14 protein-coding genes are annotated in these 14,990 nt (G+C 63.3%); 5 read left to right on the top strand and 9 right to left on the bottom strand.

Features of this window, described 5'->3' with window-relative positions; all coding sequences use genetic code 11:
* Positions 1–24: 24 nt before the first annotated feature.
* The gene (locus ACIOJF_RS15270) at positions 25–459 is read left to right on the top strand and encodes an Lrp/AsnC family transcriptional regulator (protein ID WP_105658391.1); all 435 of its coding nucleotides are present in this window, start codon (positions 25–27) and stop codon (positions 457–459) included.
* On the opposite strand, the gene ACIOJF_RS15265 is transcribed toward ACIOJF_RS15270, so the two are convergent.
* From ACIOJF_RS15265 to ACIOJF_RS15250, 4 genes are read right to left on the bottom strand one after another with little or no spacing between them, the layout of a single operon-like run.
* Positions 456–836 carry a hypothetical protein gene (locus ACIOJF_RS15265; protein WP_105658390.1) on the bottom strand — a complete coding sequence of 127 codons (381 nt, stop codon included), beginning with the start codon at positions 834–836 and terminating at the stop codon, positions 456–458. The two genes, ACIOJF_RS15270 and ACIOJF_RS15265, sit on opposite strands and share 4 nt — an antisense overlap.
* A gap of 3 nt (positions 837–839) precedes the next feature.
* The gene (locus tag ACIOJF_RS15260) at positions 840–1,268 is read right to left on the bottom strand and encodes an HIT family protein (protein ID WP_105658389.1); all 429 of its coding nucleotides are present in this window, start codon (positions 1,266–1,268) and stop codon (positions 840–842) included.
* 29 nt (positions 1,269–1,297) lie between these two features.
* Positions 1,298–2,134, bottom strand: a complete 837-nt coding sequence (locus ACIOJF_RS15255; protein ID WP_105658388.1) for a sulfurtransferase — start codon at positions 2,132–2,134, stop codon at positions 1,298–1,300.
* Complete coding sequence (locus ACIOJF_RS15250) at positions 2,131–2,835, bottom strand: MBL fold metallo-hydrolase (RefSeq protein ID WP_402741836.1); 705 nt, start codon at positions 2,833–2,835, stop codon at positions 2,131–2,133. Before ACIOJF_RS15250 ends, ACIOJF_RS15255 begins: the two co-directional genes overlap by 4 nt.
* Before the next feature lie 152 nt (positions 2,836–2,987).
* On the opposite strand from ACIOJF_RS15250, the gene ACIOJF_RS15245 reads away from it, so the two are divergent.
* The gene (locus tag ACIOJF_RS15245) at positions 2,988–3,413 is read left to right on the top strand and encodes a Fur family transcriptional regulator (protein ID WP_105658386.1); all 426 of its coding nucleotides are present in this window, start codon (positions 2,988–2,990) and stop codon (positions 3,411–3,413) included.
* 114 nt (positions 3,414–3,527) lie between these two features.
* Positions 3,528–4,988 (top strand): HNH endonuclease, encoded by a 1,461-nt coding sequence (locus ACIOJF_RS15240; RefSeq protein WP_402741835.1) that lies wholly within the window; start codon positions 3,528–3,530, stop codon positions 4,986–4,988.
* 45 nt (positions 4,989–5,033) lie between these two features.
* On the opposite strand, the gene ACIOJF_RS15235 is transcribed toward ACIOJF_RS15240, so the two are convergent.
* From ACIOJF_RS15235 to ACIOJF_RS15215, 5 genes are all read right to left on the bottom strand, one after another.
* The gene (locus tag ACIOJF_RS15235; protein ID WP_105658384.1) at positions 5,034–5,663 is read right to left on the bottom strand and encodes a maleylpyruvate isomerase family mycothiol-dependent enzyme; all 630 of its coding nucleotides are present in this window, start codon (positions 5,661–5,663) and stop codon (positions 5,034–5,036) included.
* A gap of 78 nt (positions 5,664–5,741) precedes the next feature.
* The gene (locus ACIOJF_RS15230; RefSeq protein ID WP_105658383.1) at positions 5,742–6,599 is read right to left on the bottom strand and encodes a metal ABC transporter permease; all 858 of its coding nucleotides are present in this window, start codon (positions 6,597–6,599) and stop codon (positions 5,742–5,744) included.
* A 9-nt stretch (positions 6,600–6,608) separates the two neighbouring features.
* Entirely contained in the window at positions 6,609–7,442 is an 834-nt protein-coding gene (locus ACIOJF_RS15225; protein ID WP_105662569.1) for a metal ABC transporter ATP-binding protein, read from the bottom strand.
* A gap of 130 nt (positions 7,443–7,572) precedes the next feature.
* A complete protein-coding gene (locus tag ACIOJF_RS15220) occupies positions 7,573–8,646 on the bottom strand; it encodes a hemolysin family protein (protein WP_166650811.1) in 1,074 nt (357 codons plus the stop codon).
* The gene (locus ACIOJF_RS15215; protein WP_105658381.1) at positions 8,639–9,955 is read right to left on the bottom strand and encodes a hemolysin family protein; all 1,317 of its coding nucleotides are present in this window, start codon (positions 9,953–9,955) and stop codon (positions 8,639–8,641) included. The genes ACIOJF_RS15220 and ACIOJF_RS15215 overlap by 8 nt, the downstream gene beginning before the upstream one ends.
* A 429-nt stretch (positions 9,956–10,384) precedes the next feature.
* Here ACIOJF_RS15215 and ACIOJF_RS15210 point away from each other — a divergent pair, with 429 nt between their 5' ends.
* Both ACIOJF_RS15210 and ACIOJF_RS15205 read left to right on the top strand, forming a co-directional pair.
* Positions 10,385–14,143: a multifunctional oxoglutarate decarboxylase/oxoglutarate dehydrogenase thiamine pyrophosphate-binding subunit/dihydrolipoyllysine-residue succinyltransferase subunit gene (locus ACIOJF_RS15210; RefSeq protein WP_105658380.1), complete on the top strand. Its 3,759-nt coding sequence runs from the start codon at positions 10,385–10,387 to the stop codon at positions 14,141–14,143.
* A 215-nt stretch (positions 14,144–14,358) separates the two neighbouring features.
* Positions 14,359–14,964, top strand: coding sequence for a GDSL-type esterase/lipase family protein (locus ACIOJF_RS15205; protein WP_105662568.1), 606 nt, complete (start codon positions 14,359–14,361; stop codon positions 14,962–14,964).
* Positions 14,965–14,990 lie beyond the last annotated feature (26 nt).

Below are 14,990 nucleotides of genomic sequence, written 5' to 3'. Positions count from 1 at the left end.
GGTTGGATCGGCAATAATAGATGCATGGATGATCTTGACCGCGCAATTATTGCCGAACTGGAAAATGACGGCCGCATCAGCAACCTCGAGCTCTCGCGCAGGGTGGGCCTGACCCCCGCTCCCTGCCTGCGCCGCGTCCAGCGCCTGGAGGCCGAGGGAATCATCCATGGCTACAAGGCGATCGTCAATCCCAAGGCCTATGGCAGGGGCTTCGAGGTCACCGTGGCCATTGACGTCGAAATGAACAACGAGCACAGCCTCGACGAATTCGAGAAGGCGGTGGACACCGTTGCCGGCGTCACCGAAATACGCCGCCTCTACGGCCAGCCCGACTACTTCCTGCGCATCCAGGTGGCCGATGCCGAGGCCTACGACCGGGACCTGATTCCCAAGCTGACCGCGCTGCCGGCGGTCCGCCGCGTCACCTCCCACATGACCATGCGCCGGGTGAAGGGCTAGGGCACTGCGGGCGTGGCGATCACCTGCGCGTCATCTTCGTAGATGATGGTGCCCGGAGCACTGCTTTCCAGCTTCTCCCAGCCGATCCGGTGCGCGTCGAGCAACCGCAAATACGGCTCGACGCGCTCCAGCAGGTGCTGCGCGCTGCCCTTGAACCACGCCACGGCCCCGGGGTTGATCGCATGATCGTAGATTGCCCGATGGGTGCGGCTCGGGTTCGGATAGGCAGCGTCGTACCAGTCGTTGCCCGCACGCCAGATGGCGTGTTCGGCGGCGCTCAGCTTCCCGCCGTGGCCTAGGGAATTGGCCAGCGCGAAAATCCCCAGGTGCACGCCGCGGTGATTGGGCTCGGTGCCCTGGTAGCGGATGAATTGCACCGGCTAGGCCTCGGGCACGAATTCCCCGTGGCCATCTTCGCGCAGGCCCGCGCGAAGCGCTTGCGCGTTCTTGTCCATGGCCGCCGGATCCGGGTTATCGGCCGCATTGGACAGGTCGAAGTCCGCCAGCGAGTTGGTCGGCCAGACATGCACATGCAGGTGCGGCACCTCGAATCCGGCGATCATCAGGCCCGCGCGCTGCGCGGAGAACACGCGCTTCTGGGTGCGCCCGATCTTGGCCGCGACCAGGGTCAGGTGCGCAACCAGCTCGTCGGAGGCATCGGTGAACTCGTCGATTTCCTCGCGCGGAACCACCAGTGCGTGCCCGTCGGAGAGCGGCCCGATGGACAAGAACGCCACGCAGGTTTCGTCCTCCCACACGAAGCGGCCCGGGATCTGCCCGTTGATGATCTTGGTGAACAGCGTACTCATTGCTGCCTTTCTTGCTCGATGGCTGAATTCTAGTGGCGGTGCTTCTCGTCGCTCGTAGCGACCGGCGCATCCGGGTAGGAGCAGTATTCGGACCAGCTGCCGGGGAAGAGCCCCAGCGGGATCCCGGCACTTGCCGCGGCCAATACCTGGTGCGCCGCGGTGATCCCCGAACCGCAGTAGGCGGCCGATCCCGGCCTGTGGGCACCCAGCGTCACGAAGCTGGAATGCAGCACCTCCGGCGCCCGGAAACGCATCTGCGCGTCGAGGTTGTCGGTGGTGGGACGGTTCAGCGCACCGGGAATATGCCCGGCCACCGGGTCGATGGGCTCCTCGATGCCCAGGTAGCGCGCGGTGGCCCGCGAGTCGATCAGGGTGCCGGGCAAGGTGTCCAGCTCCTCGTACTCCACCACCGGCATCCGGCCCCACGACAGCGAAACGCTGCCCTTGGCGGCCTGCTCGTAGCCCAGCGCCAGCTCTCCGCCGGCGTCCGTCCAGGCCCCGAGCCCGCCGTCGAGCACCTGCACGCGGTCGAATCCGGCATGGCGCAGCAGCCACCAGGCCCGGGCCGCGGCGAGGGCTCCGGAGTTGTCGTACGCCACCACGTGACTCTGGGCGTTGATGCCCCAGCCGCGCGCGGCCTGCTCGAAGTCCGCCGGCAAAGGCAGCGGGTGGCGGCCGGTATGCTCGCCCGGCGCACCGGAAAGCTCTTTTTCCAGGTCAGCGAACACCGCGCCGGGGATATGCCCGGCAGCGTAGCTCTGCGCCCCGTCGTCGCGGCCCAGGACCCACCGCACATCGAGCAGCACCGGCTGGCCCCCGGCGTCCAGGATTTCGCGAAGCTGCGCGGCGCTTATCAAGGGGTTCATTCGTTGGTGCCTCCCAGCAACTCGTCGAGATGATGTTCGATTCCAGGTTCCAAGCGCACATAGCTGCATCCTGCCCGCTGGGCGATCGCGCCGAGCTGGCGATCGAAAAGCCCCAGTCCGTTGGCGTTGAGCAGCCCGTCGTGGATCGGCATCCAGCACCTAGCATCCACGGCCACCGCGAAGTCGGCGGCCTCGGCCATCTTGCCCCACGGGGCCATCACCGGCAACAGCAGCACATCCGGCTGTGCCCCCACCGGCACCTGGTAGCTGTCGCCCGGGTGGAAGACCTCCAGCTGGCCTACCGCGCGGTCCCCCAGGAGGTAGCCCACGTTGGCAACCAGCGCAATGGAATGGTGGATGGTGGCGTGGGTGCCGCCGAAAGTCCGTACGCGAATGCCGCCGACGATGAAGTCGGCCCCGGCTCGCACCGTCACCACCTGGGATTGGGCCGCTGGCGGCAGCTGGTCGCGCATCGCCTGCGCCAGCGCGGCCGGCGCGTAGAGCTCCAGGATGGAATTCGCCTCCAGCGCGGCGGCAATGGCCGGCTGGTCGGCATGGTCAGCATGCTCATGGGTGACCAGCACGGCATTGATGCCGTCGAACGCGTCGTCAAGCTGCGAAAATCCGCCCGGATCCAGCAAGACCTTGCCGTCGATCGTGCTCGCTTCCAAGCAGGAATGGCCCCTAAGTTTGATGCGCATATCCTTAGCGTAGGCTCAGCGCCCCGCCCATGCCAGAGCCAGACACGCATTGCAACGCAAAGTTGGCTAAAATTGAGGGAAACCGCAGGTGATTGGCCCAGTTCGCTGGCTCATCGCCGGTCCGCAACAAACTCAAGGAATGGTGCACGTCGATGTCCCAGCCAGAAACCCGGGTCACCAAGCAGCGCCTGGCCGTCACCGAGGCACTGGGCGAGGTCGATGATTTCGCCACCGCCCAGCAGCTGCATCGCTGGCTGCAGGATTCGGAGAAGAAGGTTTCGCTGGCCACCGTGTACCGCCTGCTGCAGTCCATGGCCGACGATGGCCTGGTCGATGTGCTGCGCAGCGGAGATGGCGAAGCCCGCTTCCGCCAGTGCGTCACCGAGGTCCACCACCATCATCTGGTCTGCCGCGTTTGCTCCAAGACCGTCGAGGTACTTGCCCCTTCCGTCGAGCGCTGGGCCGCTCGGGTTGCCGCGGAGCACGACTTCTCCGATCCCGAGCACACCGTGGAAATCTACGGCCTCTGCGCCGACTGCCGTGCCAAAGCCAAGGCTGGCGCCCCCGCTGCCTCGTAGCCCTTTCCGCTACCTGGACCTGGGTCCAGCGGACTGTTCGGCGCCCCAAGAGTTCGGTAATCCCCAGCTGAATTATTCGAAGACATATTCGAACAATGGGCGTATACTAGTACTATGCTCGAAGCAAAGGCGCACGTAAACAGCCTAGCCCGCCCAGCAGATCAGCCGGATTTCGAATCCCACCTGATCCAGCTGCAGAACGACCTGTCATGGTTCCATGACCACGGCGGCAAGGCCGCGTGCGCCCGGGTTATCGAATCCGTCGAAGGACTGGTCTCATCCTTGCGCTATCAGCAAGCCGGCCTGGCTCACCAGTTGGAGAAGGAAGTCCTGCGCGAGAATGAAGAGCGCGGCACCAACATCGATGACCAGGTCCGCGGAGCGGCCAGCCGCGTTGCCATCGCCCGCAAGCAGACTCAACGCGGTTCCAGGAACTACCTGGCCAATTGCCGCATCCTCTTCGAGGACACCCCGAATATCGCTGCCGCATTCTCCCGTGGTGAATTCACCGAAGCGCAGATCAACGCAATGCTCACCCCGCTGCAGGAAGTCCGGCCATTGCGCCGCACCGAGTTCGATGCGATCTACGGGCAGAATCCAGACATGTTCGAATCCATGGGCCCCAAGCGCATCAAGGAAACGGTCACCAGCTTCACGATCAAGTACGCATCGGACCGGGAAGACAAGAAGCTGAAGGAAGCCAACCAGCAACGCTACGTTCGCTTCCGCACCGATCGGGAAGCAGGGTGCGTCTTCCTCCAGGCCCGTCTGCCTATCGTTGGCGGAACCGGATTGCAGATGACGCTGCGAAACCAGTCATGCAGGATCAAGCGCAAGGGCGATGCCCGCACCCGCTCCCAGATCCAGGCCGATCTGCTGGCCCGCTACATGTTCTTCGATGAAAACAATGAGCAGAAGATCAACGTCCAGCTCGGACTGGTCATGACCGATAGAGCGCTGTTCATGGGTGATCGCGAACCGGCCCACTTGGAAGGCTACGGCTTCATCCCCGCGCAGACTGCGCGGGAACTCATTGGCGGCCACCAGATTCCCAACGAGCTGACCTTCGCGGAAATGGAGGCCGAACTCACCCCCGAGAATATTGAGCGGATCGAAGTGATGACGGAGATAACTCGTCTCTACACCGCTCCCGGGGACCAGGAACTGATCGCGATGGATTCCAAAGCCCGGATCTTCCCGGATAAGCTCAAGAGGTTCATCGGGATTCGCGATCGGCATTGCCGAACGCCCTTCTGCGACGGGCTGGTCGAAGAAACAGACCACGTGCTCCAGTATGCACGTGGCGGCAAGACGACCGTGGCCAACGCCTCGGGCCGTTGCGCGACCTGCAACAAGGCAAAGCAGGCCGACGGCTGGTACGAGTACACCGCTTTCCGCGATCGGCACTCGATGATGATCTGTCCGGGCTCGGCGATGTCCTATCGATCCACTGCGCCACCGGCAACTGGATTCATGCACAAGCCATTCCCGCAACTAATGCGCGACTCGAAATGGTTCGCTGATTTCAAGGAACGGCTCACCAGGCCCGACGGACCAGGAACTACTGAAACCTAGGCAGCGGCGCGCGTTCTGCCGCGCGGCCCCTCCCTATTCTGCAATTTACCGCACGAGGGCCAGCCCCGGACCCGTCAGGCCCACAGCGTGCTTGCCTCGGCCTGAAACCAGCATCAGCAGTTCAAGGCGCGGTCCTGCGATCTGCGGGCCGATGCCCAGCCGGAAGTCTTCGTCTTCGCTGCACAGCTGGACCCTGCTCGCTAATTCCTTGGCACCCCCGACACCCTGCGGGGTCGCTGCCTGGTATTTGATTGCTGGCTCCAGGGATTCTGCAGGATAGTCCCGTTTCAGGCCCACGGCACGACGGATGTCTTCCCCATGGGCGATTTCCTCCACCAACCTGCTGGCAAGCGGAACCGGTGGAGTGGCCCGCAAAGCCGCGACCTCGACGAGCCTGCGCAATGTCCCATCGGGAGTCGCGGCCTTCTCGGCGGCCACGCCATTGTCGTTCTGGCGGTCCAAGCTGAATCCGGCCTTGGCCATCCCGGCAAGCAGGCGGAAGAAAGTCGCACGCGCGTTATCTGCCAAATGAGCAGCCACGTCATGGACGCTCCACCCATCGCACAGGGAGGGAACTTCCCACTGATCCGGATCCAAAGTTCCCAGATCGTCGATCAGGGCCAGGCGTTCGGCATGCACCAATGGCCAGATCTCACTGGCTGGAATTTTGCTCATGCTCCAGCTTGGAGGTTCGGCTGCTTGCTAGTCAACCGGGCCCGGAACCAGCGGGGGCGCGCTGGCCGAATGCAGCTCCTAGACTTGGTGGCGGCGAGGGGAACGCACCGCTTCGATTCCGCGGCAGACCACATAGATCACGAACGAAATCGTGGTCACATATGGACTGATCGGCAAGGAACCAGCCAGGGCAAGAAGGATGCCGCCCACGACAGCCAGTTCCGCGAACACGATGGAGAGCACGACGGTGATGACCGGATTGGAGCTCACGCGCATGGCGGCTGCGGCGGGCGTGATCAGCAGCGCCAGCACCAGCAAGGCACCGACCACTTGAATCGTCACCGCTACAGCCAGCGCCAGGATCATCATGAAGACGATGGACAGGCCAGCAGTGCGCACGCCCCGGGCATTGGCAACCACCGGGTCCACCGAAGCGAAGGTCAGCGGACGCCAAATAACCAGCAGCGCGATCACTACCACCGCCGAAAGGACCAGCATTCCTGTCAATTGCACGTCATCCACGGCCACGATCTGGCCGGTCAGCAGGCCAAACTTATTGGCGCTTCGCCCTTCATACAGCGACAGGAACAAGATGCCCAGGCCAAGGCCGAAAGGCATCAGCACGCCGGTGATGGAATTCCGGTCCCTCGCCCGGGTTCCGAGAATGCCAAGGATCAGCGCCGCGATCATGGACCCGAACACCGAGCCAGTCACCACGTCGGCTCCGATGAGCAAGGCGAAGGCCGCCCCCGCAAAGGACAGCTCAGCGATGCCGTGCACGGCGAAAGCCATGTCCCGCATCATGATGAAGATGCCGATCAGACCGCCAACCACGCCCAGGACTGCACCGGCAATCAGGGAATTGGTCACCAGCGGAAGCAGCAGTCCGTAATCCTGGAAGTTGAACGCCTTCTCGATGAGATCCGAAAAGTCCATGTCCTGCTCCTACTTTCCGGTCTCTAGATCGATTTCTTCAACGTGGTCGTGCCCATCGGCTGGCAATGCCCGATTGCCATCGCCCGAGACCACCACGATGCGGCCATTGACCCGCAGCACCTCGACCGGAGCACCGTAAAGTTCGGTGAGCACCGCAGACTGCATGACTTCATCCACGCTGCCCAGATGGAAGCGGCCTTCGGCCAGGTACAGGACGCGGTCGACATAGGGCAGGATCGGGTTGATCTCGTGCGTCACGAAGACTACCGCGCTGCCGCGCTCTGCGGCCTGGCGGTGTATCACTTCGCTGATCGCCTGCTGGTGATTGAGGTCCAGGGAGAGCAGCGGCTCGTCGCATAGCAGGACCCGGGGATCGCTGGCCAAAGCCTGCGCTGCGCGCAGGCGCTGCTGCTCGCCTCCGGAAAGGTCGGACACCGCACGGTTGGCGTAGGCGGTAGCGCCGACCAGTTCCAGCAGTTCGTCGACCTTGTTGCGCACGGCCCTGCGGGCCACGCGAATCCCGGGCCGGGTTCCATCCAGTCCCAGTGCGACCAGGTCGCGAGCGCGCAGGGGAACGTTGTCCCCGAAGGGGCGCTGCTGCGGGATCAACCCCACGGCAGCCGACCCCCGGCGCACGGCCTCCCCGGCGATCGAGACCCTGCCTCGATTGAGCGCGGTGGTGCCGAGCATCGTGTTGATGAAGCTGGTCTTGCCCGAGCCGTTGGGCCCTAGAACTGCAAGGAACTCCCCCGCCGCTATGGATAGGTTGAGTTCATCCCAGAGCACGCGGGAGCCATAGGCAAGGCGCGCGTCTTCAAACCTGACGATGGGGGTCTCTGTCATTGACTGCTTTCTGGATTGCGCTGGCTGAGGATGGGCCGGCAACGAAAAACTGCGGCACCCGCAATGGGTGCCGCAGTCAATCGTATCAGTTGCGAGTCATTCGCAATATGCACTCAGGGGTGAGCTTGAGCTAATTTGCCCGTTTTTCGCTGCGAGGCGGGTTGACGCGTTTTCGCGTGGTATCGGTGATTTCACCGACCAGCACCTCGATCACGTCCTCCAGGAAGAGCACGCCGAGCGTTGCCCCCGACTCGTCGACAACCGCCGAAAGGTGGTTGCCTTCCTGCCGCATCGCTTCCAGGGCGGCCTCGATTTCGGTGTCCTGCTCCAACCGGCCCAGCGGGTGCAATGGCAAATCAAGCAGTGGCTGCGTGGAGTGGGCATCATCGATGAGCATCACGTCCTTCACATGCCAGTAGCCCACCGGAACCTCGTTCTTGGTGATCACCATGCGCGAGAATCCGGTCTTGCCGACCTTCTTCTCGAAAGCGCGCGCGGTCGTCTGCCCGTATTCCAAGGTGAACAGGTCATCCAGCGGAACCATGCAGCTGCGCGCGGTAACCGAGGAGAATTCCAGCGCTTTGGTCAAGCGTGCGGCATCGTCCTCATCCAGCGCGCCTTCCTCGGATGAAGCATCGATGATCGATCGGACTTCAGCGGCGGTATACGAGCTGGCCACCTCATCCTTCGGTTCGATACCGAAGGCGTGCAGCACCAGGTTCGCCACGCCATTGAGCGACGCCGTAATCGGCTTGAGCACCTTGGACAGGCCGACCAGTGGCATGGCCAGCAGCAGCACGGCCTTGTCCGCAACGGAAACCGAAATGTTCTTCGGCACCATTTCGCCGAAGGTCACGTGCAGGAAGGTCACCAGGATCAAGGCAATCAGGAACGCTACGGTGTCCGCAGCTGATTCGGCCATGCCGATCATGGTCAGCGGTTCGGCCAGCAGGTGGTGGATCGCCGGCTCCGAAATATTCAGGATCAGCAGCGAGCAAACGGTAATGCCCAACTGGCACACCGCGAGCATGATCGAAACATGCTCCATGGCGTACAGCGCGATCTTTGCCCGCTTATTGCCCTCGTCGGCCAAGGGTTCAATCTGCGAACGACGCGCACTCATCACCGCGAATTCGCCGGCAACGAAGAAGGCATTGCCAGCCAGCAAGACAATCAGCCAGACCAGGCCCATGAAGTCATTCATTGCCATCCTCCTGCACTGCTGGTTCGAAACGAACCTGCGAGATGCGGCGGCCATCGAGCTCGGTCACCGTGAAGGTGCCGTGCTCGGTGGCGACGCGGTCATTGAGTTCAGCCAAGCGGCCCAGTTCGGCGAGCATGAAGCCGCCGATGGTTTCGTAGGTCGACTCTTCCGGGATGACGTCCGTATCGAAGTTCTCGTTGATCTGGTCCGGGCGGTACATGCCCGGGAACAGCCAGTTGCCGTCGGGCTGGGTGACTGCTTCCTCCTCGTCCTCGTCGTGCTCATCGGAAACTTCGCCGACGATTTCTTCGACCAGGTCTTCAAGGGTCACCAGTCCAGCGGTTCCACCGTATTCGTCCATCACGATCGCGACCTGGAACTCGGCGGCGCGCAACTGCTCAAGCAGCACATCGAGGTGAATGGTTTCCGGAACGTACAGCGCGTCGCGGGCGAACTCGCCGACCTGCAGCGCTGCGCGGCGTTCGCGGGGCACCGAGACAATTGCCTTGACGTGGCAGATGCCTTGGATTTCATCGGTGGAGCCGGTGGTGACCGGGAAACGCGAGAATCCGGTGTCCGCGCTGACCTCGATCAGCTCGGAAAGTGCCGCCTCGGAATCAATGGTGGACATCGAGGTTCGCGGGGTCATCACGTCGGCGGCGGTGCGCTCGGAGAATTCAATGGTGGATTCCACGAAGCGAGCGGTCTGCACATCCAAGGTGCCCAGCTGAGCCGAACGGCGGACCAGCGATGCCAGTTCCTGCGAGGAGCGGGCCGCGGAGATTTCTTCCTTGGCTTCGAGTCCGAAGAACTTGCGCAGTACCGCATTCGAGAAGCCGTTGAGCACGATGATGGCCGGCTTGAAGATGGCGGTGAAAACCAGCTGCGGGCGGGCCAGCAGCTTGCCAACCTTCATCGCCTGGGCAATTGCCATGTTCTTCGGGACCAGTTCGCCGATCAGCATCGAAAGCAAGGTGGCAACGACCATCGAGATCACCACGGCAATGGCCAGCGAGCTTGCGGCCGGGATGCCGAATTGTTCCATCAACGGCTCGAGCAGCGCGCTCATTGCGGGTTCAAGCACGTAGCCGGTCAGCAGCGTGGTCAGCGTAATGCCCAGCTGGCAGCTGGACAGCTGGGTAGAGAGGGAGGTGAGGCACTGCAGCAGCGGCTTAGCGCCACGCTCGCCGTCATTTACGGCACGCTGCACGGTGCTTTTATCCAGGGCGACCAGGGAGAATTCCACGGCCACGAAGAAGCCGGTGCCGAGAATCAGCAGCAGGCCGAAAAGTATTGAGAGCCATTCCATAGGCGTTTACCGCCGCCTATTCACTGGCGTGCGAAGTTCAGTTCCAGTGCCGACAGGGCGGCAACTAGAAGGCTCCAAAAGGGAGGCGGAACTTCCTGAACATGGACTGTTGTGGCCGGCACTGCGCCCTTGGGCGGCACACCGGCTTGGAGAGTGGGATTCCATAGTGCGAATTAGTCTATCGAACGAAGGGCCATTGCGCACCACTTCGACACATGCTCGCCCAGCGGTGCTTTGGATACGCTGAACGGCATGTTAGGCGCAACACTTTCGTGACATTACATACGTGCCGTGGCCAAGTGGGCGGAAAAGTCACTAGACTGGTGCGCAGGTCTAGAAATCTTGTGGGCCGCAGTGGTCGTATCACGTCCTCGAAAGACCACCGGCTCAAGCTAGAACAACGTAGAAATCAGGGAAGAGGCGTTGCACGTGCCAGAGCAAGCACACCACCGACTTACTGAAGAGTTTGGTGGAAACGAGTGGCTAGTAGACGAGCTGTTCGAACAGTATCTCGTCGACAAGAACTCGGTAGATAAGAAATGGTGGGATATTTTCGAATCTCTCGCCGCCGAAAAGAAGGCACCAGCAGCACCGGCAGCGCAGCCGGCGCCAGCAGCGGCAGCACCTGCCGCAGCATCTGCAGCCAACGGGCAGGGCGCGCCACGCGCCGCAGCCCAGGCCCGTGCCTCCGAACCAGCACCGGCTGCCAAGGCAGCACCAGCTCCGGCCGCTGAAGCCAAGAAGGCCGAGCCAGCACCGAAGACTGCGCCGATCCCGGCACAGGCTCCGAAGGCTACGCCGTCCACCGAACTTTTCGGTGAGGAAAAGCGCACCCCGCTGCGTGGACCAATGAAGGCCATCGCAACCAACATGGATGCCTCCCTCACCGTGCCTACGGCCACCACCGTGCGTGCCGTACCGGCGAAGGTGATGATCGACAACCGCATTGTCATCAACAACCACCTCAAGCGCGCTCGCGGCGGCAAGATCTCCTTCACCCACCTGATCGGCTTCGCCGTGATCCGTGCGCTGAAGCAGATCCCGTCGATGAACGTCACCTACGACGTGATCGACAAGAAGCCAACTGCGATCCAGCCAGCCCACGTGAACTTCGGCATCGCGATCGACATGCCGAAGCCGGATGGCACCCGCATGCTGGCCGTGCCGAACATCAAGGCTGCCGAGACCCTGAGCTTCAACGAGTTCTGGGCCACCTACGAAGACCTGATCAAGCGCGCCCGCGGCAACAAGCTGACCGCTGACGACTACGCAGGCACCACCGTTTCGCTGACCAACCCAGGCGGCATCGGCACCGTTCACTCGGTTCCACGCCTGTCCAAGGGCCAGGCCGCGATCATCGGCGTTGGCGCACTGGAATACCCGGCAGAGTACCGCGGCTCCTCGGAGAAGACCGTGGCCGCCCTGGGTATCGGCAAGCACATCACCCTGACCTCCACCTACGACCACCGCGTCATCCAGGGTGCAGGTTCGGGCGAATTCCTGAAGCTGGTCGAGTCGCTGCTGCTGGGCGAGCAGGGTTTCTACGACGAGATCTTCGAGCAGCTGCGCATCCCTTACGAGCCGGTTCGCTGGGCCGTTGACAACCAGGTCGACATCGACCTGCAGGTCAACAAGGTTGCCCGCATCCAGCACCTGATCAACTCCTACCGCGTGCGCGGCCACCTGATGGCCGATACCAACCCGCTGGAGTACGTCCAGCGCAAGCACCCGGACCTGGACATCAATTCCTACGGCCTGACCCTGTGGGATCTGGACCGCGAATGGCTGGCCGGCGGCCTGGGTGGCAAGGACCGCGGCCTGCTGCGCGACATCCTCGGCGTGCTGCGCGATGCCTACTGCCGCACCATCGGCACCGAGTACATGCACCTGCAGAACCCCGAAGAGCGCGAATGGTTCCAGGCCAAGCTGGAGTCCGGCTACGCCAAGCCAAGCCGCGAAGAGCAGCTGCGCATCCTGTCGAAGCTGAACTCCGCCGAGGCTTTCGAGACCTTCCTGCAGACCAAGTTCGTCGGCCAGAAGCGCTTCTCGCTGGAAGGCGGCGAATCGCTGATTCCACTGCTGGATGCGATCATCTCCGACGCAGCCGACGAGCAGCTGGACGAGGTCGCGATCGGCATGGCCCACCGCGGCCGCCTGAATGTGCTGACCAACATCGCCGGCAAGACCTACGCACAGGTCTTCCGCGAATTCGAAGGCACCGCAACCCCGGGCTCGGTCCAGGGTTCGGGCGATGTGAAGTACCACCTGGGCACCGAGGGTTCGTACACCTCGGATGCGGGCAACCAGACCAAGATCTACCTGGCTGCCAACCCATCGCACCTGGAAGCAGTCGATCCAGTGCTCGAGGGCATCACCCGCGCCAAGCTGGACCGCCTGAACCAGAAGAACACCGTGCTGCCGATCCTGGTCCACGGCGATGCGGCATTCGCCGGCCAGGGCGTGGTCTCCGAGGTACTGGCCATGAGCCAGCTGCCCGGCTACAAGACCGGCGGCACTGTCCACGTGATCGTGAACAACCAGATCGGCTTCACCACCGCGCCGAGCTCCTCGCGCTCCTCGGTGTACGCAACCGACGTTGCACGCACCGTGCAGGCTCCGATCTTCCACGTCAACGGGGATGACCCGGAGGCAGTGGTGCACGTGGGCCAGCTGGCCTTCGAGTACCGCCAGAAGTTCGGCAAGGACGTCGTCATCGACCTGGTGTGCTACCGCCGCCGCGGCCACAACGAGGGCGATGACCCTTCGATGACCCAGCCGATCATGTACAACCTGATCGAAGCCAAGCGCTCGACCCGCAAGCTGTACACCGAGGCCCTGGTGGGCCGCGGGGACATCACGCAGGAAGAAGCCGAGAACGTGCTGGCCGAGTACAAGGAGAACCTGGAGCGCATCTTCGCCGAGACGCATGCGGCCCAGACTTCGCCGATCCCGATCATCACCCCGGGCTCGACCATCAACGACCTGGAGAAGCCATTCGCCCAGGCTGCCGACGAGAACACCGTCGACGGCGCACGCGGCTCGGCCATCACCGCCCAGACGCTGGCGAAGATTGGTGCCGCCCACCTGGATATCCCGGCCGGCTTCACCATGCACACCAAGCTGAAGTCGCTGCTCGAGCGCCGCGAGAAGATGTCCCGCGAAGGCGGCATCGACTGGGGCTTCGCAGAACTGGCAGCCCTGGGCACCTTGACCATGGAAGGCGTGCCGGTCCGCCTGGCAGGCCAGGACTCGCGCCGCGGCACCTTCGTGCAGCGCCACGCAGTCTTCCACGACCGCGAGAACGACACCGAGTGGTACCCGCTGCACCACCTGGCCGAAGACCAGGCACCGCTGTGGATCTACGACTCCCTGCTCTCCGAATACGCCGCGCTCGGCTTCGAGTACGGCTACTCGGTAGAACGCCCGGATGCACTGGTCATGTGGGAAGCGCAGTTCGGCGACTTCGTCAATGGCGCGCAGACCGTGATCGACGAGTTCATCTCCTCCGCAGAGCAGAAGTGGTCGCAGTCCTCCTCGCTGGTCATGCTACTGCCGCACGGCTACGAAGGCCAGGGCCCGGATCACTCCTCGGCCCGCATCGAGCGCTTCTTGCAGCTGTGCGCCGAGAACAACATGGTCGTTGCCCAGCCTTCCACCGGTGCAAACCACTTCCACCTGCTGCGCCGCCAGGCCTACGCCCGTCCGCGCAAGCCGCTGATCGTCTTCACCCCGAAGCAGCTGCTTCGCCTGAAGGCCGCGGCCAGCTCGGTAGAGGACTTCACCACCGGAGGCTTCCGCGAGGTCATCGGCGATGCGTCGATCACCGATGCGAACGCCGTGGACAAGGTGCTGCTGTGCTCGGGCCGCGTCTACTACGATCTGCTGGCCGCTCGCACCAAGGCGAACGACACCAAGACCGCGCTGGTACGCGTCGAGCAGCTCTACCCGGCTCCGGCCGAGCAGATCGCTGCCGAACTGGCCAAGTACCCGAACGCCGAGGTGGCTTGGGTCCAGGACGAGCCTGCGAACCAGGGTCCATGGCCGTTCTTCGGCTTGTACGTTGCACCGGCACTGGAGCAGAAGATCACCTTGATCTCCCGCCCGGCATCGGCTGCGACCTCCGCTGGCAATGCAAAGCGCCACGACGCAGAAAACGCAGTGCTGATCCAGCAGGCCTTCGCCCGCTAGACCGCATCGCCTGAACGCTGCTGGCCAACTGTTGCCGGCGAACTATCCGGGGGTTCCACCTCGGAGGTTCGCCGGCAACAGCGCTTTAACCCCGGCGCTGGTTTTTCGCAGGGAATTGTGGGGTTTAACCAATGACCGCCTCCCCCGATGCCAGCGTTCCGACTGCTAAGGTGGGGAGCGATTCATCATTTTTGAGCCAACGAAAGGTCGCCCAGTTGGAGTTACGCACAATCCGAATTACCGCAATCGGAGATGAGCTACTGGCCGGACATGGCGACCCGCGGGGCCTGGGCTGGTTCGGCCGCGTCATGGCCCGCACCCAGGATCCGGCCCTGCGCCTGCAGTCCTTCGTCCTGGCTTCCCCGGCCGAGGGATCCGAAGCGCTGGCCGAACGCTGGCTGGGGGAAGCCTCCCGCCGATTCAGCGACCAATACGAAAACCGCCTGGTCATCGCGCTCTCGGACCGCGACGTCGATCTGGATGTCACCACCGCGCGCAGCCGGCTGAACCTGGCCAACATCCTGGATTCGGCCTCGCAGATGAACATCAAGGCCTTGCTGGTCGGCCCGGCCCCGGGCCTGGATGATGCGCGCAACCAGCGCGTGGCAGAACTGAACCGCGTCTACTCGGATGTGGCGCTGCGCCGCAACCACCACTACGTCGATACCTTCACGCCCCTGCGTTCCCATGCCCAGTGGCGTGCCGATCTGAACGCTTCCGGCGGGGTGCCCGGCCAGGCAGGCTACGGGCTGATGGCCTGGCTGGTGCTGCACCGCGGCTGGTATTCCTGGCTGGAGTTGCCTGAGCCAGGCGAGGGCTAGGGACCGCCGGTCCGTTAGGAAAATGG

Source organism: Glutamicibacter sp. NPDC087831 (assembly GCF_044742845.1).
In the GTDB taxonomy this organism is placed as follows: Bacteria; Actinomycetota; Actinomycetes; order Actinomycetales; family Micrococcaceae; genus Glutamicibacter.
This window is presented reverse-complemented; position numbering and strand designations above follow the sequence as displayed.